The sequence below is a fragment of the Maribacter litopenaei genome (assembly GCF_025244665.1).
GTDB classification, from domain to species: domain Bacteria; phylum Bacteroidota; class Bacteroidia; order Flavobacteriales; family Flavobacteriaceae; genus Maribacter; species Maribacter litopenaei.
This window is the reverse complement of the sequence record NZ_CP104205.1, coordinates 3,437,097-3,458,760: the sequence shown is the minus strand read 5'-3', so window position 1 is coordinate 3,458,760 and position 21,664 is coordinate 3,437,097. Positions and strand designations below refer to the sequence as shown.

General features: G+C 38.0%; 18 protein-coding genes and 4 pseudogenes. 19 read left to right on the top strand and 3 right to left on the bottom strand.

All coding sequences use genetic code 11. The features are described from left to right. Positions 1-35 precede the first annotated feature (35 nt). A complete protein-coding gene (locus tag NYZ99_RS18640) occupies positions 36-503 on the top strand; it encodes a DinB family protein (protein ID WP_260572641.1) in 468 nt (155 codons plus the stop codon). On the opposite strand, the gene NYZ99_RS18635 is transcribed toward NYZ99_RS18640, so the two are convergent. Beyond that, positions 500-1,096, bottom strand: coding sequence for a DUF3298 and DUF4163 domain-containing protein (locus NYZ99_RS18635; protein ID WP_420845146.1), 597 nt, complete (start codon positions 1,094-1,096; stop codon positions 500-502). The genes NYZ99_RS18640 and NYZ99_RS18635 overlap by 4 nt on opposite strands. Before the next feature lie 244 nt (positions 1,097-1,340). Between NYZ99_RS18635 and NYZ99_RS18630 the strand changes: the two are divergent. The 8 genes and pseudogenes from NYZ99_RS18630 to NYZ99_RS22430 all read left to right on the top strand — a co-directional run bounded on the left by NYZ99_RS18630 (position 1,341) and on the right by NYZ99_RS22430 (position 9,695). After that, positions 1,341-2,482 (top strand): annotated as a pseudogene (locus NYZ99_RS18630) (cystathionine gamma-synthase). 182 nt (positions 2,483-2,664) lie between these two features. Then, positions 2,665-4,009: pseudogene (gene gdhA / locus NYZ99_RS18625) on the top strand (NADP-specific glutamate dehydrogenase). 369 nt (positions 4,010-4,378) lie between these two features. Next, complete coding sequence (locus tag NYZ99_RS18620) at positions 4,379-5,572, top strand: MBOAT family O-acyltransferase (RefSeq protein WP_260572640.1); 1,194 nt, start codon at positions 4,379-4,381, stop codon at positions 5,570-5,572. Continuing rightward, complete coding sequence (locus NYZ99_RS18615; protein WP_260572639.1) at positions 5,573-6,517, top strand: hypothetical protein; 945 nt, start codon at positions 5,573-5,575, stop codon at positions 6,515-6,517. It begins immediately after the preceding gene. 40 nt (positions 6,518-6,557) lie between these two features. Further along, on the top strand, positions 6,558-7,277 hold the full coding sequence (recO, locus tag NYZ99_RS18610; protein WP_260572638.1) for a DNA repair protein RecO: 720 nt from the start codon (positions 6,558-6,560) through the stop codon (positions 7,275-7,277). 1 nt (position 7,278) lies between these two features. Continuing rightward, positions 7,279-8,268 (top strand): TonB-dependent receptor, encoded by a 990-nt coding sequence (locus NYZ99_RS22440; protein ID WP_338039135.1) that lies wholly within the window; start codon positions 7,279-7,281, stop codon positions 8,266-8,268. A 288-nt stretch (positions 8,269-8,556) separates the two neighbouring features. Next, positions 8,557-8,754, top strand: coding sequence for a hypothetical protein (locus NYZ99_RS22435; protein WP_338039134.1), 198 nt, complete (start codon positions 8,557-8,559; stop codon positions 8,752-8,754). Positions 8,755-8,789: 35 nt separating this feature from the next. Next, positions 8,790-9,695: a TonB-dependent receptor domain-containing protein gene (locus tag NYZ99_RS22430; RefSeq protein ID WP_338039133.1), complete on the top strand. Its 906-nt coding sequence runs from the start codon at positions 8,790-8,792 to the stop codon at positions 9,693-9,695. Positions 9,696-9,775: 80 nt separating this feature from the next. Here NYZ99_RS22430 and NYZ99_RS18600 read toward each other — a convergent pair whose 3' ends face one another. Continuing rightward, on the bottom strand, positions 9,776-10,096 hold the full coding sequence (locus NYZ99_RS18600; RefSeq protein WP_260572637.1) for a hypothetical protein: 321 nt from the start codon (positions 10,094-10,096) through the stop codon (positions 9,776-9,778). 181 nt (positions 10,097-10,277) lie between these two features. On the opposite strand from NYZ99_RS18600, the pseudogene ileS reads away from it, so the two are divergent. From ileS to NYZ99_RS18580, 4 genes and pseudogenes are all read left to right on the top strand, one after another. Then, positions 10,278-13,675: pseudogene (gene ileS, locus NYZ99_RS18595) on the top strand (isoleucine--tRNA ligase). 4 nt (positions 13,676-13,679) lie between these two features. Beyond that, positions 13,680-14,063 (top strand): TraR/DksA family transcriptional regulator, encoded by a 384-nt coding sequence (locus NYZ99_RS18590; protein ID WP_099544332.1) that lies wholly within the window; start codon positions 13,680-13,682, stop codon positions 14,061-14,063. A 37-nt stretch (positions 14,064-14,100) separates the two neighbouring features. Then, positions 14,101-14,718, top strand: coding sequence for a DUF4097 family beta strand repeat-containing protein (locus tag NYZ99_RS18585; RefSeq protein ID WP_260572636.1), 618 nt, complete (start codon positions 14,101-14,103; stop codon positions 14,716-14,718). 31 nt (positions 14,719-14,749) lie between these two features. Further along, positions 14,750-15,430, top strand: coding sequence for a lipoprotein signal peptidase (locus NYZ99_RS18580; protein ID WP_260572635.1), 681 nt, complete (start codon positions 14,750-14,752; stop codon positions 15,428-15,430). Here NYZ99_RS18580 and NYZ99_RS18575 read toward each other — a convergent pair. Further along, a complete protein-coding gene (locus NYZ99_RS18575) occupies positions 15,336-15,974 on the bottom strand; it encodes a 5-formyltetrahydrofolate cyclo-ligase (RefSeq protein WP_260572634.1) in 639 nt (212 codons plus the stop codon). The genes NYZ99_RS18580 and NYZ99_RS18575 overlap by 95 nt on opposite strands. Before the next feature lie 507 nt (positions 15,975-16,481). On the opposite strand from NYZ99_RS18575, the pseudogene uvrC reads away from it, so the two are divergent. From uvrC to NYZ99_RS18560, 6 genes and pseudogenes are all read left to right on the top strand, one after another. Then, a pseudogene (gene uvrC / locus NYZ99_RS18570) lies at positions 16,482-18,268 on the top strand (excinuclease ABC subunit UvrC). Next, positions 18,252-18,713 carry a patatin-like phospholipase family protein gene (locus NYZ99_RS22425; RefSeq protein WP_338039131.1) on the top strand — a complete coding sequence of 154 codons (462 nt, stop codon included), beginning with the start codon at positions 18,252-18,254 and terminating at the stop codon, positions 18,711-18,713. The pseudogene uvrC and the gene NYZ99_RS22425 overlap by 17 nt, the downstream one beginning before the upstream one ends. A gap of 137 nt (positions 18,714-18,850) precedes the next feature. Next, a complete protein-coding gene (locus NYZ99_RS22420) occupies positions 18,851-19,354 on the top strand; it encodes a patatin-like phospholipase family protein (protein ID WP_338039130.1) in 504 nt (167 codons plus the stop codon). Then, positions 19,302-20,471, top strand: coding sequence for a hypothetical protein (locus tag NYZ99_RS22415; protein ID WP_338039129.1), 1,170 nt, complete (start codon positions 19,302-19,304; stop codon positions 20,469-20,471). The genes NYZ99_RS22420 and NYZ99_RS22415 overlap by 53 nt, the downstream gene beginning before the upstream one ends. After that, complete coding sequence (locus NYZ99_RS22410; RefSeq protein WP_338039468.1) at positions 20,422-20,550, top strand: hypothetical protein; 129 nt, start codon at positions 20,422-20,424, stop codon at positions 20,548-20,550. The genes NYZ99_RS22415 and NYZ99_RS22410 overlap by 50 nt, the downstream gene beginning before the upstream one ends. 330 nt (positions 20,551-20,880) lie before the next feature. Beyond that, positions 20,881-21,660, top strand: coding sequence for a DUF3108 domain-containing protein (locus NYZ99_RS18560; protein ID WP_260572633.1), 780 nt, complete (start codon positions 20,881-20,883; stop codon positions 21,658-21,660). The last annotated feature ends 4 nt before the right edge of the window (positions 21,661-21,664 follow it).

Genomic DNA, 21,664 nt, shown 5'->3' with positions numbered 1-21,664 from the left:
GTACTATTTTTAAGACTCAATAAAACAGTATGAATTTGGAAAGTCAGTTATCTCTAACATTACAGAGTAGAAAAAATCTCTATCATATCTTAACCACTACATCAAAGGAAGATTTATTAAGAATCCCGAAAGGTTTTCGAAATAACATCCGGTGGAACATTGCACACGTTGTTGCTACCCAACAAATATTGGTGTATAAGTTCAGTGGACTTAAAATGAGAATTCCGGATGAAATGGTGGTTAAATTCATGAAAGGTTCTTTCCGAGATGGAACTGCCACAGATGAAGAAATTAAAGTAATTGGTGATTTTTTAATCTCTACGATAGAATGGATCAAACAGGATTTTGAGGAAGGACTTTTTAAGGAATATCAGCCGTACAAGACAAGCGCCGGTTTTCAATTGAATGATGTTGAGGATGCCTTCAATTTTAACCTGTTGCATGAAGGCTTGCATACGGCGACCATAATGACGCAATTAAGACATTTGAAAAAAGATTCCTAGGATCTAAAGGGGATTAGATATTTTTGAATTTCCACTAATGGGATTGTCAATACTATAGGGCCATCCGCATAGGAAGCTACCTCATATTGCTCGTAAAATAACTGTAGGCCTTCTTTGGTAAAACCGATATTTTCGGGTAGGTAAAACACATCGTTTTCAAACATAAATCCCGTACTGTTTATGGATTCGGAGTTTGGAATTTTTTCCTTGATCCTAAATTTGGATTCCGCCAAACCTTCAAATGCTTCGATATCGCTAAAAAGCTCTTCATTTCCCAATTCCTTTCCTTTTTCTTTATTAAAGTTCAAAAATCGAACACTACTGTAGCCGTGGGCACCGCCCGTAAATAGATAGTAATCCAAACGGATGGTCAAAATAGTATCATTTTCATAGGTTACCTCCCCATTTATGGTAGCCTCCCAAGTAGTTGCTTCTTCAGGGAATTTATCCCTTAGTTGGATATACTCACTTTGAAACGATTCCATGGCAGAATCAATGGAGTTTGCATCTACTTCATCGTCATATTTAAGGATGGAAATTATTTCTTCCCTAAGTGCGGTATTGATAACCTCGTCGATTTTTTTATTACCCAAAGCTCTGGGTACCAAAATTGTTATCGACGCACAATTTTTACAAGTTTCGTTCTTAAAATTAGAGGGTTCAAAAATTAGATTCCTATCTTCTTTGCAGCCAATAAAAATCATGATGAATAAAAGTATGGAGAGGGTGTGTTTCATGTTATAATATCAAACAGGAACAAATGTAATGCTTCATTGTAATCCCCAAAAGATAACGATACATTTGTAGGTATAATTGTGGGGTATGGCTACAAATAAAATGAGATTCAACAGTAAGGTAATACATGGGGGGCAAGAGCCGGAAAAGGCCTATGGTGCAGTGATGACACCTATTTACCAAACATCTACTTATTCACAAAATTCTCCAGGTATTCACAAAGGTTATGAGTATTCTAGAAGTGCCAATCCAACAAGGACTGCATTGGAGAATGCATTGTCTAGTATAGAGAATGGAAGTTTTGGCCTTGCATTTGCCAGTGGATTGGCCGCTATGGATGCAGTATTTAAATTATTGCGGCCGGGTGATGAGGTAATCTCGACTAGTGACCTTTATGGAGGTAGTTACAGATTGTTTAAAAAGGTATTTGAACCCTATGGTATAGTGTTCCACTTTGTTGGTATGGATGATCTCTCTAATATCAAGACATGTATCAATGATAGAACAAAATTGATATGGGTGGAAACACCAACCAATCCCATGATGAACATCATAGATATTAAGGCCGTTTCTCGGATTAGCTCAAAGCACAAACATTCTATTGGCCGTGGACAACACCTTTGCCACACCCTACTTGCAAAGGCCTTTGGATCTTGGGGCTGACATCGTTATGCATTCTGCTACGAAATATCTAGGAGGTCATAGTGACGTGGTTTTGGGGGCTCTAGTGGTAAAGGATCCCGATCTTGCCAAGCAATTGTATTTCATTCAGAATGCTAGTGGTGCCGTATCTCGGCCCAATGGATAGTTTTTTGGTGTTAAGGGGTATTAAGACCTTACATGTGCGAATGCAAAGGCATTGTGAGAATGGGGAGGCCATCGCCCATTTTTTAAATGAGCATCCCAAAGTGGAAAGGGTCTATTGGCCAGGATTTGAAAATCATCCTAATCATAAAGTAGCGAAAGGACAGATGAGGCACTTTGGCGGTATGATTTCCTTCGTTCCAAAAGGTGGTAATTATAAAGAGGCCATTAAAATTGTGGAAAGCTTAAAAATATTCACTTTGGCGGAGTCTCTAGGTGGTGTAGAAAGCTTAGCGGGGCATCCCGCCAGTATGACGCATGCAAGTATTCCAAAGGATGAGCGAGAAAAAGCCGGTATTGTGGATTCATTGATACGTTTGAGCGTTGGTATCGAGGATGTTGAGGACCTTATTGAGGATTTATCGCAGGCTTTGGCATAACAGCACATTTAATGTAGCGTTTAAGAACAAACCTTACTTATTTTTCACGGATATTTGGCATTTGTCGTTAAAACCATAAATTTTACAGTATTGTGAAAAATTTAGATACAAAATTATAATAATACTATAATTTTGCCGATATATTTTGAATTCAATAATTTAAAACCATATTGATGAGCTCAATGAAAGCAAAAATAAAAGCATTTATGGATGAGGTTAAGGCCGAGAAATGGACATGAACCCGAATTCATACAAGCTGTTCAGGAGGTAGCGGATACCGTTATACCGTACATTGCTGAACAGGAAATTTACAATGGCAAGAATATTCTTTTGAGAATGGTAGAACCTGAAAGGTTGGTTTCTTTTAGGGTCGCATGGGTAGATGATGAAGGTGAGATTCATGTAAATAGAGGATATAGGATACAGATGAACTCTGCCATTGGACCATATAAAGGTGGTTTACGTTTTCACCCAACGGTGAATGCTAGTATCCTAAAGTTTTTGGCATTTGAACAAGTATTTAAGAATAGCTTGACGACTCTACCCATGGGTGGCGGTAAAGGCGGTTCTGATTTTGATCCCAAGGGTAAATCAGATGATGAAGTGATGCGCTTCTGCCATGCCTTTATGTTGGAGCTCAATAGGCATATAGGGCCTAATACAGATGTACCTGCTGGGGATATTGGCGTTGGTGCTAGGGAAATCGGTTATCTCTTTGGGATGTACAAGAAAATCCGAAACGAGTTCACCGGGGTTTTGACAGGTAAAGGTCTTTCTTGGGGCGGTTCCAAAATACGTCCGGAAGCTACTGGATATGGTACGGTCTATTTTGCTGAAAACATGTTGAAGACTCGAGATGAGGACTTTGACGGTAAAACAGTGGTCATTTCCGGATCGGGTAATGTTGCCCAATACGCTGCTGAAAAAGTAATCCAATTAGGAGGAAAGGTAGTTACCTTATCAGATTCCAGTGGTTATATCTATGATGCCGATGGTATCGATACAGACAAGTTGAAATTTGTGATGGATTTGAAAAACAATAGGAGGGGACGTATTTCGGAATATGTAAAGGAATTTTCAAAGGCTGAATTTCACGAGGGCAAAACTCCTTGGGAAGTGAAGTGCGATATTGCCTTGCCATGTGCCACTCAAAATGAGTTAAATGAGAAGGATGCCAAAAAATTACTGGATAATGGATGTATTTGTGTGGCTGAAGGAGCCAACATGCCGTGTACCGCGGATGCAGTCCATGCATTCCACAATGCAAAAATCCTCTTTGCACCCGGGAAAGCGTCCAATGCTGGGGGTGTTGCCACTTCCGGACTTGAAATGTCCCAAAACTCCTTACGCATAAGTTGGACCCGTGAGGAAGTTGACGAGCGTTTGAAAGGTATTATGTCCGATATTCATGATTCCTGTATAGAATACGGTATGGAAGAAAATGGGTATTGTAACTACGTTAAAGGTGCCAATATCGCTGGTTTCGTTAAAGTTGCGGATGCTATGCTGGCCCAAGGAGTCATTTAACAATACTGAAATTACATTTTAAGGCCCATTCTTTTATAGGATGGGCTTTTTATTGTGCTGCAGTGTCGGGTTAGACTTCGGAATTATATTTTGACCTATTTTTGGGTCTTAAAACAAGGACTTGCTATTTAATTCTTTTGAGTTTTTGGTTTTTCTTATTGTTGTCTTCGGCCTGTATTGGTTCGTTTTCAACAGGAAAATCAAGCAACAGAATATATTACTCCTATTTGGTTCCTACATTTTCTATGGATGGTGGGACTATAGGTTTCTGTCACTTATTTTTCTGTCCACCTTGGTCGACTATTTTGTAGGACTACGAATAGATAAGACAACTATAAGTTCCGAAAGAAAAGTCCTTCGGGAATCAGTATGGCCTTTAATATTGGTCTTCCGGCATTTTTCAAGTACTTCAATTTTTTTGTGGATTCTTGGATACACCTTTTGAACAATGTGGGTTATCAGACCCAAAATACGTGGTCACTCAATATTATTCTTCCAGTTGGGATTTCTTTTTATACGTTCCGGACTATGTCCTATACCATAGATGTGTATCGGAACAAGCTAAAGCCTACCAAGGATTTTATTTCCTTTGCCGCCTTTGTATCTTTCTTTCCACAATTAGTAGCTGGACCTATTGAAAGGGCTTCCAATCTACTGCCCCAAATATTGGGAAGAAGAACCTTTTCTTATGAAAAAGGAATGCAAGGACTACGTTTGATATTATGGGGATTGGTGAAAAAGGTAGTAATCGCGGATGTGCTGGCAATAAAGGTGGATGATATCTTTGGGAATTATCATGATTTTGGAGGAGGGGTACTTTGGTTGGGAGCCGTGTATTTTGCTATCCAGATTTATTGTGATTTTAGCGGGTACTCAGATATTGCCATTGGGGTTTCTAAGTTATTTGGAATTGAATTGATGTCCAACTTTAAATTTCCTTATTTTTCTAGAAATGTAGGGGAATTTTGGCGTAGATGGCACATTTCACTTTCGACATGGTTTAGGGATTACCTTTATATTCCTATAGGAGGTTCACGAGAAGGTAAATGGAAATCGCTAAGGAATGTATTTGTGATTTTCTTGGTAAGTGGCCTCCGGCATGGTGCCAATTGGACATTTGTAGTTTGGGGAGGTATACATGCCATGCTTTTTGTTCCCTCTTATATTGTTGGTAGTAATAGAAAATATACCGACTCTATTGTGGCGGAAAACTCCTGGTTTCCTACTTTAAGTGAGTTGGGGAAAATACTGCTCACCTTCTTTTGGGTGGTATTGGCCTGGGTCTTTTTCAGGAGTGAATCCCTAGTTTCGGCCATGGAATATTTAACTCTTATGTTCACTAAATTTGATTTTCCACTTATTTATAAGAATGGACTTTATAGTGTGGGTTCCTTGCTAGTTTTGGACTGGATTTTTAGAAAGGATGAGCGACTGAACTTCCGTTTTTTAAGGAAACTCAATAGTAATGCTAATATCCTAATAGAGATACTGGTTATTCTCGTTGTGGTCTACCTGATCAGTTTGAATACAAGTTCCGGGCAATTCATTTATTTTCAATTTTAAATGAGGGCATTTTTAAAAAAGGCGGCATTTTTCGGTTTGATCGTACTTCTGTACTTTTCAGCTACAAGTATCTATAATTACATCATAGACCCCTATGGAATCATGGGCAACCGCAGGGAATTCCATGGGATTAGACCCAACGAACATAGTTTAAAGGTTCATTACGTACTGCAAAATCCTAAAAAGTTCAACAACTTTTTATTTTCCAATTCTAAAGGAGGGATGTTGCATGTAAAACAGTTGAATACAAAGGATGAGTTATGGTATAATATGACATATTCCCTAGGTACCCCGGAGGAGTTTTACGCCGATTTATTGCTTTTTCTTGAGAACGATGTACAAATCAATAACCTGATTATAGCTATGGACGAAGGTGTCATCTATGAACGTACCAGTTCGCATGAAAACGACGCTTCTAGAAAATTTGTGAACTTACAGGAAGACAAGGTGCAATGGGAGTTTTTGTTCTTGCCTATTTCTGTGAAGAAAATTTTGGGCACTGATTTGGACAAAAAACACATTGTACATGATATTTATATAGATGGGAATTACTATGCTCGAAATGCATATGAAGCCCAATGCAGCCAAAAGGAAAATTTAGAGGTTCAAGATATTCCCGATTTCTCCCCAAGTCACCCTTTGGATTTTTCCTCCCAAATTGAAATTCTAGAAAAGATTACTTTTTTGTGCAAGCAACAGAACATTGGGCTTACCTTACTGGTGCACCCTAGTTCCTATGACAATTATATAAGTTCCACAGATAAAAGAATTCAGTTCGGATATTTTCCGGATACTTTAGAAAAGAAAGGTTTCGAGCTATTTAGACCTTACAAATCAAAACTATTGACCATGAATCCATGCTATTGGTTGGACAAGCACCACTACACCAAAAATGTAGGGGATATTATTCTGAATGAATACTCCCAAAAATGGATGGACAACTGAATGTAACAGCAACGTATATTATTACAAAAAACCTACATTCATGCAGGTGACTACCAAGGCAATTGTTCTAACATCCATTAAATATGGGGATACCAGTTTGATTGTAAGGGTTTTTACAGAATCGGACGGATTGAAATCTTACTTGCTTAGAGGTATCTTGACTTCAAAAAAGGGAAAGGTAAAAAAAGCGTTGTTCCAACCACTTACCCAATTGGAACTGGTGGCGAATCATAGAAACAAGGGTTCTTTGGAAAACATCAAGGAAGCGAAACTTCATTACCACTATCAAAATCTGCATACTAACATTGTAAAAAATGCCATGGCCCTATTTTTAGCCGAAATGCTCGCCAATAGTATTCACGAGGAGGAGGCCAACATAGAACTGTTCCATTTTTTGGAGGCATCGTTACAATGGTTGGATATCCGTACGGAAATATCAAATTTCCATTTATATTTTTTGACCCTACTGACCAAGTACCTAGGGTTTTATCCTGATATAAATAATATAGCGTATCCTTATTTTGATTTACAGGAAGGAGAGTTTGTTTCCACAACTTCTTTAAACCCCATACTCTCCGGAGAGAATCTTTTGTATTTCAAATCCTTTTTAGGCATAAATTTTGATGCGATAAGTACTATAAAAATGAGGAAAAACAACAGACAAGAACTTCTCCAATCATTGGTTTTGTATTACGAATTGCATTTGCAGGGGTTTAGAAAACCTAAATCATTGGCGGTTCTAAATGAGGTGTTTAGTTAGTATGAATAAACTTTTACTCCTACTTTTTCTATTATACTGTTTTGCTGGTTGGTCGCAACAAGTAACCGTCCTGGATGACGAAACATTGGAACCTATCCCGAATGTGGCCGTATTTAACCCGGAAAGGACCAAAATCAGTGTGACTGATTTAGATGGGAATTTTGATTTTGCTCCTTTTTTAAATGAGGATAGATTGGTACTAAGGCATTTGAGTTATGAAACTACCAAGGTAACACGCCTTCAAATTGTCAAGAACGACTATAAAATCTATATGGTCATGGTGCCTGAGCGCTTGGACGAAGTAGTCATGTCCATTTCCAAATGGGAGCAACAAAAGAAAGAAATACCCAATAAAATTATATCGATAGATGCCCGGACGATAGCCCTCAATACGCCCCAAACATCTGCCGATCTGCTGCAAAGAAGCGGGAAGGTGTTCGTTCAAAAAAGTCAGCTAGGGGGTGGAAGCCCCATGATAAGAGGTTTTGCCACCAACAGGTTGGTACTTTCCGTAGATGGGGTCCGCATGAACAATGCGATTTTTAGAGGTGGAAATTTACAGAATGTTATTTCCATAGATCCATTTAACATTAGAAATACAGAGATTATTTTCGGATCAGGCTCTGTAATTTATGGTAGTGATGCCATTGGCGGAGTAATGAATTTTTATACAAGACAACCCATGCTGAGCCAAAAAGAAAATACACAAGTTTCAGGAAACGGTAATTATAGATTCTCCTCCGCGAATACTGAAAATACGATACATGCGGATATTAATATTGGGCGCAAAAATTGGGCATCCCTGACAAGTTTTACATATAATGACTTTCAAGATTTGAAAATGGGCAGCCACGGACCTGAATCCTACTTGAGAAATTCCTTTGTGAGAACCATGAACGGACAAGATGTTCTTGTACCTAATAATGAACCTAGCAAACAGGTGACTACTGGATACGACCGAGAAGAGTTTTATGCAGAAATTTTTCTATAGGCCCAGTGCGAACTGGGATTTGAACTTGGGAATCCATTTTTCAGAAACTTCAGATTATTCCGAGATATGATAGGCTAATAAGGCCTTCACGGGATGGCCAAGGATTAAGGTCGGCGGAATGGTATTACGGCCCGCAAAAATGGTTTATGGGAAATATGCAGTTAAAAAAGAGAGGGAATGGGAAATTATATGATGGCTTAAAGCTTACTGCAGCCTACCAATTTTTTGAGGAAAGCAGGAACAACCGTGATTTTCAAGATGATATATTAAATACCACCAAAGGAAAAGGTGGATGCCTTAAATCTGAATCTGGATTTTGAAAATAAGAAAATGGGTAATTTCAAATTCTACTATGGCGCTGAATTCATTTTTAACACTGTGGGTTCAATGGGCAAGGATACAAATATACTTACCGATGAAATAACAGGAGCGGCGTCCGAGATATCCGAGATGGTGCAACGTGGAAAAGCTTGGCAGGATATTTAAATGGTGAATACAAGGCCAAGCCCAATTTTATAGTAATGTCTGGTTTACGGTATAGCCATGTTTGGATAGATGCCTTGTTCGATCGTACATTTTATTCTTTTCCTTTTGAGAATGCAGATTTAAGTACAGGGGCCCTAACAGGTAGTTTGGGCTTTAGTTGGTTCCCAAAACAAGATTTACAAATAACCTTTAACGGTTCAACTGGGTTTAGGGCGCCCAATGTGGATGATATTGGAAAGATATTTGATTCTGAGCCGGGATCAGTAGTAGTTCCCAATCCTAATGCGGAATCGGAATATGCCTATAACGTAGAGCTTGGAATTCAAAAGAATTTTAAGGATAAGTTAGTAGTAAAGGGTGCTAGCTTCTACACCTACTTAGTAGATGCCTTGGTTCGAAGGGATTTTACCTTCAATGGCTTGTCGCAAATTGAGTATGGAGGTGAATTGAGCAATGTACAGGCCATACAGAATGCGGCAAAAGCGTATGTATATGGTTTCGAATTTGGATTTGATGCTTATCTTTCAGAAAATTGGTCTTTATCCTCCAATCTTACTATTACTGAAGGAATTGAGGAAGAAGAGGATGGAACGGACTCACCGGCGAGACATGCAGCTCCCACTTTTGGGGATTTCCATGTTAAATGGAAAAGAGAAAAGTTGTCTACCGATTTTTTCCTGAATTATAATGGTGAAGTTTCCAATAATGAACTGGCCCTGTCAGAGCAGTCTAAGGATTATATCTATGCGATAGACGAAAATGGAAATCCCTTTTCACCATCATGGTATACCTTGAATTTCCGCTCTCAATATGCCGTTGCAAACAATGTAAATGCTACCCTCAGTTTGGAAAACATCACAAATCAAAGGTATAGAACTTATTCTTCCGGGATAGTGGCCCCGGGGAGCAACTTGATTTTAGGTATTGGATATCATTTTTAAAATAGAAAGGCCCGTCACAGACGGGCCTTTCTATTGCTCAGGATAAAATCCAACTTTATTTTTGATAAGGAAAAAGTATATTATTGCGATACTTTTTCAACCGCTTCATTAGTGGCGTCCTTTACGTCCTCACCAATTTCTTTTGCCTTGTCCAAAGCCTCTTCACCTGCTTCCTTTGCGGAATCAAGGGCTTTTTCCCCTGCTTCTTTCATACTTTCACCAGCCTCTTTGGCTTTATCCATAGCGTCTTCACCAACTTCTTTTAGGTCGTTTCCAGTTTCTTCCAAGGCTTCTTCTGCCTGGCTAGCGGCATCCTGGGCTTTTTCTGCAGTTTCCCTGCAGGAAACAAAAGAAACGCTCAAAGCCAAAATTAAAATTGCTCCAAATGCTAATTTCTTCATGATGTTAATTTTTAGTGTTTGTACAATCATATACGCAGAGTTTACCGTTTTGGATTAAAGTTCGTGTGTTCCCAATTCAGGGTTTCTCTTATTTAAACCATTTCATTGTTCGGTAGAACAACAGTTACAACAAAATTAATTAATTTTGCAGGCTTAAAACCCAGAACCATAAGCATTTCAAATGAAGTTCGCAGAATATAAGGGATTAGACTTACCTAAAGTTGCAGATGAAGTTTTAAACTACTGGAAGACAGCTAATATTTTTGAAAAAAGTATTACGTCAAGAGAGGGTAAGGAAAGTTACGTCTTTTTTGAGGGTTCACCTTCTGCAAATGGAATGCCTGGTATCCATCACGTAATGGCGAGAACCATCAAGGATATATTTCCTCGATACAAGACCATGAAAGGCTACCAAGTTAAAAGAAAGGCCGGCTGGGATACCCATGGGCTTCCTATCGAATTGGGTGTGGAAAAGGAACTTGGGATTACTAAGGAAGATATCGGGGTTAAAATATCAGTAGAGGAATACAATGCGGCCTGTAAGAAAGCCGTAATGCGATATACCGATGTTTGGAACGCCATGACAGAACAAGTAGGGTATTGGGTGGATATGGATGATCCATATGTTACATATAAATCTAAATATATGGAATCTGTTTGGTGGTTGCTAAAACAGATTTATGACAAGGGTTTAATATATAAGGGGTATACCATACAACCTTATTCTCCAAAAGCGGGAACAGGATTGAGCTCCCATGAATTGAATCAGCCAGGGACCTATCAAGATGTTACTGATACTACGGTAACGGCGCAATTTAAGGCTATAGAGGAAACCCTTCCGGATTTTCTTCAGAATGAAGGAACCATTTATTTTCCGGCATGGACGACCACACCATGAATCCTCCCTTCCAATACTGCCCTCACCGTAGGTGCAAAGATTGATTATGTTTTGGTGGAGACCTATAATCAGTACACCTTTGAACCCATGAACGTTATCCTTGCAAAGAATTTGGTCGGAAAGCAATTTGCTGGGAAGTATATTGAGGTTAAGGAGAAATCGGATTTAATTGGTTTTAAGGAAGGAGATAAGAAGATTCCATTTTATCAAGTGAAGGAATTTAAAGGAAAGGATTTGATAGGAATCAAATACGAGCAACTTTTACCCTACGTGCTTCCATATGAAAATGCCGAAAATGCATTCCGTGTTATATCAGGTGATTTTGTAACCACCGAGGATGGTACGGGAATCGTGCACACCGCTCCAACTTTTGGTGCAGATGATGCCATGGTGGCAAAACAGGCGGTTCCGTAAATACCTCCTATGTTGGTGTTGGACGAAAATGCGAACCTTGTTCCTCCGGTAGATTTACAAGGAAAGTTTAGGCCGGAGTTGAAGGAACTTGGTGGAAAATTCGTTAAGAACGAATACTACGAGGATGGACAAGCTCCTGAGCGTTCCGTTGACGTAGAAATTGCCATTAAGCTTAAGGAGGAAAACAAGGCATTTAAGGTTGAAAAATATGTTCACAGTTATCCAAACTGCTGGCGTACCGATAAACCTATTCTCTATTATCCATTGGATTCTTGGTTTATCAAGGTTACGGATATAAAGGATCGAATGTTCGAGTTGAACCAGTCCATTAATTGGAAACCAAAGGCAACCGGTGAGGGGCGTTTTGGGAATTGGTTGGCCAACGCAAATGACTGGAACTTATCCAGATCTCGATACTGGGGAATTCCATTACCTATTTGGAGGACAACTGACGGTAAGGAGGAAATGATCATCGGTTCTGTTGCGGAGTTGAAGATGGAAATGCAAAAGGCTTTGGAGGCAGGTGTATTGGATAAGGATATTTTTAAGGATTTTGTTGTCGGTGATATGTCCGAAGATAACTATGAAAAGATAGACCTGCATAAAAATATCGTGGATCAAATTACACTGGTTTCACACTCGGGTAAACCCATGAAACGTGAAAGTGACTTGATAGACGTATGGTTTGACAGTGGTTCCATGCCCTATGCCCAATGGCACTATCCGTTTGAGAATAAAAACCTTATTGACGAAGGAAAGACCTTTCCTGCCGATTTTATTGCGGAAGGCGTCGATCAAACAAGAGGGTGGTTTTATACCCTTCATGCCATTGCCACTATGGTGTTCGATTCCGTTGCCTACAAAAATGTGGTTTCAAACGGACTTGTACTGGACAAAGAAGGCAAGAAAATGTCCAAAAGATTGGGCAATGCGGTGGACCCCTTCGAAACCATGAAAGAGCATGGTGCAGATGCCACTCGTTGGTATATGATCAGCAATGCCAATCCGTGGGACAACCTCAAATTTGACCCGGAAGGGATTGTGGAGGTTAAGCGTAAATTCTTTGGGACGCTCTATAATACGTATTCATTTTTCGCTCTGTACGCTAATATCGATGAGTTTAGTTACGCAGAAGAAAATATTCCAGTAGGGGAAAGACCGGAAATAGATAGATGGATATTGTCTGAACTGAATTCCCTGGTAGCTTTTGTTGATGAGGCATATGCGGATTATGAGCCTACTAAGGCCACAAGAGCGATTTCAGATTTTGTACAGGAAAATTTGAGTAACTGGTACGTTCGCTTATGTAGAAGAAGGTTCGGAAAGGTGAATACCAAAAAGACAAGATTGCTGCATATCAAACCTTATACACCTGCTTGGTAACCGTTTCCAAACTTTCAGCACCGGTAGCACCATTTTTTATGGATAGACTCTACAAGGACCTGATAGCAACAACCCATTTGGAACCCTTTGAAAGTGTTCACTTGTCAGATTTTCCAAAATCGGATAAGAACTTAATTAATGAGGCCTTGGAACAAAAGATGCAAAAGGCTCAAACCATTTCTTCCTTTGGTATTGTCCATCAGGCAAAAGGAAAAGATAAAAGTGAGACAACCGCTTCAAAAAATCATGATCCCCGTTTTGGATGGACAGGATAGGAAGGATATTTTGGCGGTATCCGATTTAATAAAATCAGAAGTGAACGTGAAAGAAATTGAATTGCTTGATGACGCTTCGGGGTACTGATAAAAAGGATAAAACCTAATTTTAAAACGTTAGATCCTAAGTACGGCCAAGAGATGAAGCAGATTACCAAAGCAATAAGTGCTCTAAATCAGGAAGATATCCAAAAAATTGAACAAGAAGGCGAATTATCCCTACAAATAGAAAATAAAAGCATTATTTTACAGTTTCAGGATGTAGAGATAAGTTCTCAAGATATAGAAGGTTGGTTGGTGGCCTCATCCGGTAAGACAACAGTGGCACTGGATATAACCATCAATGAAGACCTTAGAAGAGAAGGTATTGCTAGAGAACTTGTAAATCGTATCCAAAATTTAAGAAAGGAATCCGGTTTTGAGGTGACCGATAGAATTGACATTAAGATGCTGAAGGACGGGTTGGTAGAACAGGCTGTTACCAGTAACCTTAATTATATAAAAGCGGAAACTTTGACAGCGGAATTGAATTTTGAGGAAAATTTAGAGAATGGCACTGAAATTGCCTTTGACGAAGTGAACACTAAATTGTTTATTGCAAAACATTAACGAGATGGCAGAAGATTTAAAAGTTAGATACTCCGATAAGGATTTGGCAGAGTTCAAGGAATTGATTGAGGAGAAAATAGAAAAAGCAAAAAGTCATTTGGAACTTCTTAAAAGTTCCTATATGAACGATGGTAATAATGGTACAGATGATACTTCCCCTACCTTTAAGGCATTCGAGGAAGGATCTGAAACCATGAGCAAAGAGGCCAATACACAATTGGCCATTCGCCAGGAAAAGTTTATCAGGGACTTGAAAAATGCACTTCTTAGAATAGAAAACAAAACCTATGGAATTTGCCGCATTACGGGTAAACTTATAAACAAGGAGCGTTTAAAATTGGTTCCGCATGCAACCTTGAGTATTGAAGCCAAGAATATGCAAAAATAATCGAAACGCCTTCCGGGGCGTTTTTTAATGGACTGTTTTGAAATTAATCCCATTACTCGTTTTCTTCTTTTCCTTGCACCTTACTGCACAAAAGAAAGTACACAAGGTGTTTTTGAACGAATCTGTAAAATTGATCCAGGTGAATGCAGAAAATTGTTACGAGGTAGTTTTAGAAACTCGGGAGAATGAGACTATTGAAGTGGAGGCCCAAATGGATGGTGAATATAGTAATGATTTGCAGATGAAGGTTTCCGAAGTGGGAAATACATTAATATTAGGAGCAGGATTCCAACCTATTTTCAAAAACCCCAATGATAAGCTCAGTGCGCATAAGGTCATTTCAATTGCATTAAAAATCACACTCCCAAAATACAAAAGGGTGCAAGTTTTTGGAAATGGTGCGCGAATTATAGCCTCCGGTGATTATCTCAATCTTGACATTACGCTATCCGATGGCACCTGTGAATTATATAATATTACAGAGGAGGTAGACGTGAAAACACAAAGCGGAAATATTATAGTTAATGCCAATAGGGCTAAAATATCGGCAGAGACAAAATATGGCGAGTTATTAAAAAACCCTATCCCTAAAGGATTTAGTCAATACAATTTAAAAACCGTAACTGGAAATATCATTCTGAACAAAACCGAATAATATTTCTATTTTTGCGCGGTTAAACAAGCACATGAACCTCAAAAAGTCAATTGTACTGATATTGTTAATCCTCCTTGTAGACCAATGGAGTAAAATTTACATTAAAACAAATTTTGTTTTAGGGGAATCTGTTGATGTTTTTAGCTGGTTCAAGATTCTCTTTATTGAGAATGAAGGAGCCGCCTGGGGAGCCAAACTTAGTGATGTATTGCCGATTTCGGACGCAACAGGTAAATTGATTCTGACCATTTTTAGGTTGTTTGCCATTTTCGGGATAGGATACTGGCTGTACGACGTTGTAAGAAAAAAATCCTCTAAAACATTAATAGTAGCCGTGTCTTTAATATTTGCAGGAGCTTTGGGTAATATTTTGGACTCTGTTTTTTACGGATTGATTTTCGATGATAGTTATAATCAGGTAGCCACCTTATTTTCTGATGAACCCTATGGTAAAGCTTTTTATGGAAAAGTAGTGGACATGCTCTATTTTCCTTTAGTGGATACAACTTGGCGCGAATGGATACCCTTTGTGGGAGGAAAGAATTTTAGGTTTTTCGAGCCCGTTTTCAATATTGCGGATACTGCTATAAGTACTGGGGTAGGAATTTTATTGGTTTTTAATAAAAGAGCATTTGGGAAGACCGAGGAGGAAGAAGGGCTAGATGATAGTCATGAAAAACCTGAAAGTCCTCATGAACCAATAAACGAATAGATTGTTTCGGGGTTATACAGTAATCCATTGGGATATCTCCATTGAATATGTCTGTAATTGTTGATTCCGCTTCAAAAAAGCTTAGTCCCACTTTCACTACTTCAGGGTTGCATTCACTTAGAAACTTATCGTAAAAACCTTTACCATAACCTACCCTATTACCATTAGTATCAAATGCTAATAATGGAATAAACACTACGTCAATATGGCCAGGGTCGATAGGTATTCCATTTATGGGTTCTGGAACTCCCCATGCACTATTTTTAAACTTGGTATTGTCCGTCAGCAGATAATGGCGTAATGAGTCATTTTCAACTTTAGGTACTACAATGTTCTTGTCCTTACCTTGTAAAATAGATAGAATGTTAATAGTGTCTATTTCCTTTTTTGAAGTTATGGGAAGAAAAACATGGTAATAGTCCCTGGACCAAATTGGAATTTCTAAGACTTTATTGGATATGGCCAGACTTTTTTCTGCAATCTGTGCCGTAGAGAGCTTCTCTCTGAGAGTGGAGTATTTTAATCGCAAATCTTTCTTCAACATAATTGAAAAACGATTTGATTATGATTAGGCAATCTTTATTCTTTTCCAGCGACAGCGAAGAAAACTTTAAAAAACAACATTAAGATGAGGTAAGTTCCGAGTGTTATTATATAGCTTTCCATATATTAAACAAATAGTATTTGAGGTTTTGATTTGAGTTAAATGTAAGTAAAAAAAATATTAAATCTCCTTGAAAAGCACACTTTTATCGTTAAAAAGCACATTTTTATATGAAAATTAACAGAAAGAAGAATACAGAATTGAATGAAAATTCCATAATATATTAGTAATCAATTATTTATGTGTTTTTTGTATAAAAAAGTGATTTAACATTGAAAATCGATGAACATATGTTAATTCTTATGAATGGCCATTGCAATTGTTTAATCCTTATTTTATTCAATTCCAATCCTATTTATTGAGTTAAAATGCTTGTTAAATTTTAACTGTTACAAGAAAAGCGTGTAAATTCAAATCCATTGATTTAAGATCTAGAACCTAAGTTATATGTCCCAAATTCCAATTGAAGTTCAACTAAGTGCCCTGCCCAGTGGATCTGGAGTTTATCAGTTTTATGACAAGGATGATAAAATTTTGTACGTAGGCAAGGCTAAAAACCTTAAAAAGCGAGTTTCTTCCTACTTCAATAAAAATCATGAATATGGTAAGACTAGGGTTCTCGTAAAAAAAATTAAAAGAATCAAGCATATTGTAGTGCCTACGGAGTCTGATGCACTTTTGCTAGAGAACAATCTAATTAAGGAATACAAACCTCGCTATAATGTCATGCTTAAAGACGATAAGTCCTATCCTTGGTTATGTCTCAAAAACGAGCGTTTTCCTAGATTGTTTCCCACAAGACGTGTTATAAAGGACGGTTCGGAATATTATGGGCCCTACACAAGTATGAAGACCGTCAGAACACTTTTGGACCTAATTAAAAGTGTATATCCGCTTAGGATCTGTAACTATGATTTGTCCCAAGAAAAAATCAAAAGTGGAAAATATAAGGTTTGTTTGGAATATCACTTAGGTAATTGCAAGGGACCTTGTGAAGGCTTTCAGTCCTCGGAGGAGTATAATCGTCAAATTGAGGATATAAAGGAAATCATCAAGGGAAATTTTAAATCCTCGCTCCATTATTTCAAGGGTCAAATGAAATCTTTGGCGGAGGAGATGAAGTTTGAAGAAGCCCAAAGAATAAAGGATAAGATAGACATTCGGAAAACTACCAGGTAAAGTCCACCATCGTTAACCCAAAGATCAGCGATGTGGATGTATTTACGGTTATTTCTGATAATGCCATGGCCTATGTAAATTTTTTACAACTATCCCACGGTTCTATTATAAGATCGCATACAATGGAGATTAAAAAGAAATTGGACGAATCCGATGAAGAACTGCTTCAATTGGCCATAGTGGAAATACGACAGCGCTTTAATTCACAATCCAAGGAACTTTACCTTCCTTTTAACGTGGAGTTGGATGCGTCCTTAAAAGTATCCGTGCCAAAGCTTGGGGACAAAAAGCGATTGCTGGAATTATCAGAACGAAATGCCAAATTCTTCAGACAGGAACGTTTCAACCAAATAAAGATTATCGACCCGGATAGGCATACCAATAGGATAATGTCCCAAATGAAAAAAGACTTAAGATTGTCCGAAGAACCAAGGCATATTGAGTGTTTTGATAATAGCAACATACAAGGAACAAATCCTGTGGCCGCTTGCGTCGTCTTTAGGGACGGCAAGCCCAGTAAAAAGGAATATAGACATTTTAACATTAAGACAGTAACCGGACCTGATGATTTTGCCTCTATGGAAGAAGTGGTGTTCAGAAGGTACAAAAGACTTTTGGAGGAAGAAGAATCCCTGCCTCAGTTGATAATCATAGATGGAGGAAAAGGACAACTGTCCTCGGCATTGAAAAGTTTGGAAGTTTTAGGGTTGCGTGGTAAGATAGCCATTGTGGGAATAGCCAAACGGCTAGAAGAAATATACTTCCCGGGGGATTCCATACCCCTATACTTGGATAAAAAATCTGAAAGTTTAAAGATTATTCAACATTTAAGAAACGAAGCTCACAGATTTGGCATAACTTTTCATAGAAATAAAAGGAGTAAAGGAGCAATAAATTCAGAATTGGAGGGCATTGAAGGAGTGGGCGAAAAAACAGCAAGGGAGTTATTGAAGAAATTCAAGTCCGTTAAACGGATTAAAGAAGCTTCATTAGAGCATTTGACCGAAGCAGTTGGACCTTCCAAAGCAAAAAAAATATATGGTTCATTTCATTGATTTGGGAATATTGCCAAAATGGATGGTCAGATGTATTCTTTTGTCCTTCTCACTTCTTGTTTCTTTAGAAGGCTTCACTCAAATGGATTCCTCTAAAAAACCAAAAGTTGGACTCGTTCTTAGCGGTGGCGGGGCCAAAGGTATGGCCCACATTGGAGCTTTAAAGGTTATTGAGGAGGCTGGCGTTGAAATTGATTATATAGGAGGGACTAGTATGGGTGCCATTGTTGGAGCTTTATATGCAGCTGGATATTCCGCCGACCAGTTGGATTCTATTTTTCGAGCTACGGACTTCGTCAATTTAATTCAGGATAACCTGCCTAGGAATGCCAAGACATTCTACGAAAAGGAAGATTCTGAGAGATATGCCTTAACCCTACCATTTGACAATTTTAGGGTAAGCATTCCTACAGCATTCTCTCGGAGGACAAAACATCTACAATGAGCTTGTTAGGTTGTTATATCATGTAAAGGACATAAGTGACTTTTCCCAACTGCCAATTCCTTTCGTCTGCATAGCAACTGATATTGAGACTGGAGAGGAAGTGATTCTCGGATTCGGGTTATCTACCACAAGCTATCATGGCCAGTGGTACTTTACCATCTTTATTCGAACCCTCAAGTATTGATGGCAGGATCTTGATAGATGGGGGTGTTGTTAACAACTATCCAATAGATAAAGTTAGGGCCATGGGTGCGGATGTTGTCATTGGGGTTGATGTACAGCATGACTTATCCAAAAGGGACGCTCTTTTATCAGCGACTGAAATCTTATTACAGATCAATAATTACCGCACCGTAAGGGATATGGTTGCTAAGTCCAAAAAAACGGACATCTATATAAAACCTAATATTGAATCCTTTACTGTAATTGAGTTTGATAGGACTGGCGAAATCATTGAAAGTGGTGTATTAGCGGCCAAGGAAAAACTAACTGAACTTAAAGAAATCTCAAGTAAGGCTAAAATCATCAGAAATCCGGTGGACTACAAGGGCCTTAACGACACCATTACTATCAATAGATTGATAATTAATGGAAATAACCAGCATACCGAGAGGTTATGTAAAGGGAAAGCTTCGATTTAATTTAGCGGATCCCATTTCTTTTAAAAAACTACAACAAGGGATAAGCAATTTAACGGCCACAGGTAATTTCACAACGAATAGATACAAACTGGTTTCTAATGAAAATGGAGAGGATTTGATATTACGCTTGGATGAAACCCCGAATACTTCATTTATTAGATTGGGAGCCCACTATGACGATCTTTATAAAAGTGCGGCAATCCTTAATTTCACTAAAAGAAACTTGGCATTAAGGGATGATGCCGCATCTTTTGATCTTATTTTAGGAGACAATGTTAGATATAACTTTCAATATTATGTCGACAAGGGTACCTATTGGAGTTTTGGGGTCAATTCTAGATATAATGCTTTTAGTCAAGAAATTAATTTTGATTTGATCCGTCAAAATTTTGAGATTCCCATAGGTTCAAATATAAACTCGTTAAACCTTGATGTTTCGGACTTTACAAACCAAGTTTATGTACAGACGGTTTTAAGAGAAGAGTTTGCCTTTACTTTAGGGGCAGAATACAAGTACTTAAAATATAGTACTAGGATCATTGATGCTTTGGATGATACTTTACCTCCTTCCACTGGTATAGGTGATAGAACCTATTTTGAAAAGGGAAGTTATTTTAGTGTTTATGGGAACTTAAAGCTTGACACCTATGACGATAGGTATTTTCCAACCGGAGGTTTGTATTTTGACGGGGATACCCATTATTATTTATTGTCGTCGGATTTTAATCAAAATTTTAAAGATTTTTCCATTTCAAAAGCAAGGATGGGAATGGCTTTTCCTATTCTTAAAAAGTTATCTATAAATATTGAAACCGAAGGTGGATTTAAATTGGGAACTTCAGGAGTTACCACCTTCGATTTTGTTTTAGGTGGATTTGGAACAGACTTGATCAACAATTTCACCCCATTCCTTGGATATGACTTTTTGAGCCTTCCAGGGAATAGTTTTGTTAAGGCATATGGTAGGATAGATTATGAGTTTATAAAAAAGAATCACCTACTGTTTGCAGCCAATTTCGCCAACGTAGAGGATGATATCTTTAGGACGGGAGAATGGTTTACGACCCCTGATTTTTCTCGGATATGGAGTCGGTTACGGATGGGAGTCCTTTATTGATCCTATACAAGTATTATACTCTTGGTCACCGGAAAGACAAAACTCAAACTTTTTCTTCAGTATTGGCTATTGGTTTTAATGGATATTATTCAATCCATTAGATGTTTTTCTTAATGTATTCATAATTTAAACCTCTAAATGTGAATTACTGTTAAGTTGAAAGTTAAAGTAAGTTAAAACCTACCTGAGGTAAGAAGTAAGTTTTAATTTTACAATCGTAAGGGGTGGTTCCCTTACAACTTTAAGTATTGGTTTTTCATAATTTAAAGTTTGGTTGGTTATTTAGGAAAAGCCCAGTTGTTCAACTGGGCTTTTTTTATGCAATACTTTGGAATAAATTTTGTTTAAGTTATTGTAAGGTTGTTTATTATGGGCAATCTAATAGTATTTTTATAGAAAAAATCGGTATATGAAAAAGGTTTTGGTTTTACTGCTTTTGATGGGGATTAGCGATGTGTTTTCTCAAGGACAGCAATCTGCCTTTAAATCGGGGGAATGGTTGAAGTTTAGAATGCATTACGGTATTCTAAACGCAAGTTATGCCACCCTACATGTGAAAAATGCCAAAATAGATTCTATTCCTGTATATCATGTTGTTGGTCATGGGGAGACAACAGGTTTTGCAAGTCTATTTTTTAAAGTGGATGACACCTATGAAAGTTATTTCGACAAGGAGGATGGCAAGCCATATAAGTTCATAAGAAAGATAAATGAAGGAGGGTATACCAAGGACGTAGAAATCAATTTTGACCATGATAATGACAAAGCGGTTCTGAATGATAAAAAAAACAATAAAAAGTTTAATTTTGACCTCCAAGACAGTATACAGGATTTAATTTCGGCTTTCTATTTTCTAAGGAATAATTATGAGCCTGAAGACTTGATTGTTGGAGAGGCCATTGACTTGAAAATGTTGTACGATGATGATGGTATTTTCAATTTCAAACTAAAGTACCTAGGTAAAGAGATAGTAAATACCAAGTACGGGAAAGTAGAATGTCTAAAGTTTAGGCCCTTGGTACAATCTGGTCGGGTATTTAAGGAGCAGGAAAGCTTATCCCTTTGGGTTTCCAATGATGATAATCGCATTCCAATTAGAATAAAAGCAGATTTAGCGGTTGGTGCTATCAAGGCAGATTTGGATGGTTATAACGGTCTGAAGCATCAATTCAAGATAATAATGGACTAAATTA

Coding starts and splice junctions, on each gene's coding strand:
- NYZ99_RS18560 (WP_260572633.1), top strand. CDS start 20,881: ATGAAAAAGGTTTTGGTTTTACTGCTTTTGATGGGGATTAGCGATGTG.
- NYZ99_RS18590 (WP_099544332.1), top strand. CDS start 13,680: ATGGCAGAAGATTTAAAAGTTAGATACTCCGATAAGGATTTGGCAGAG.
- NYZ99_RS18600 (WP_260572637.1), bottom strand. CDS start 10,096: ATGAAGAAATTAGCATTTGGAGCAATTTTAATTTTGGCTTTGAGCGTT.
- NYZ99_RS18615 (WP_260572639.1), top strand. CDS start 5,573: ATGAGGGCATTTTTAAAAAAGGCGGCATTTTTCGGTTTGATCGTACTT.
- NYZ99_RS22415 (WP_338039129.1), top strand. CDS start 19,302: ATGGAAATAACCAGCATACCGAGAGGTTATGTAAAGGGAAAGCTTCGA.
- NYZ99_RS18580 (WP_260572635.1), top strand. CDS start 14,750: ATGAACCTCAAAAAGTCAATTGTACTGATATTGTTAATCCTCCTTGTA.
- NYZ99_RS22440 (WP_338039135.1), top strand. CDS start 7,279: ATGAATAAACTTTTACTCCTACTTTTTCTATTATACTGTTTTGCTGGT.
- NYZ99_RS22420 (WP_338039130.1), top strand. CDS start 18,851: ATGGCCAGTGGTACTTTACCATCTTTATTCGAACCCTCAAGTATTGAT.
- NYZ99_RS22425 (WP_338039131.1), top strand. CDS start 18,252: ATGGTTCATTTCATTGATTTGGGAATATTGCCAAAATGGATGGTCAGA.
- NYZ99_RS18575 (WP_260572634.1), bottom strand. CDS start 15,974: ATGTTGAAGAAAGATTTGCGATTAAAATACTCCACTCTCAGAGAGAAG.
- NYZ99_RS18620 (WP_260572640.1), top strand. CDS start 4,379: ATGGCCTTTAATATTGGTCTTCCGGCATTTTTCAAGTACTTCAATTTT.
- recO (WP_260572638.1), top strand. CDS start 6,558: ATGCAGGTGACTACCAAGGCAATTGTTCTAACATCCATTAAATATGGG.
- NYZ99_RS22430 (WP_338039133.1), top strand. CDS start 8,790: ATGTCTGGTTTACGGTATAGCCATGTTTGGATAGATGCCTTGTTCGAT.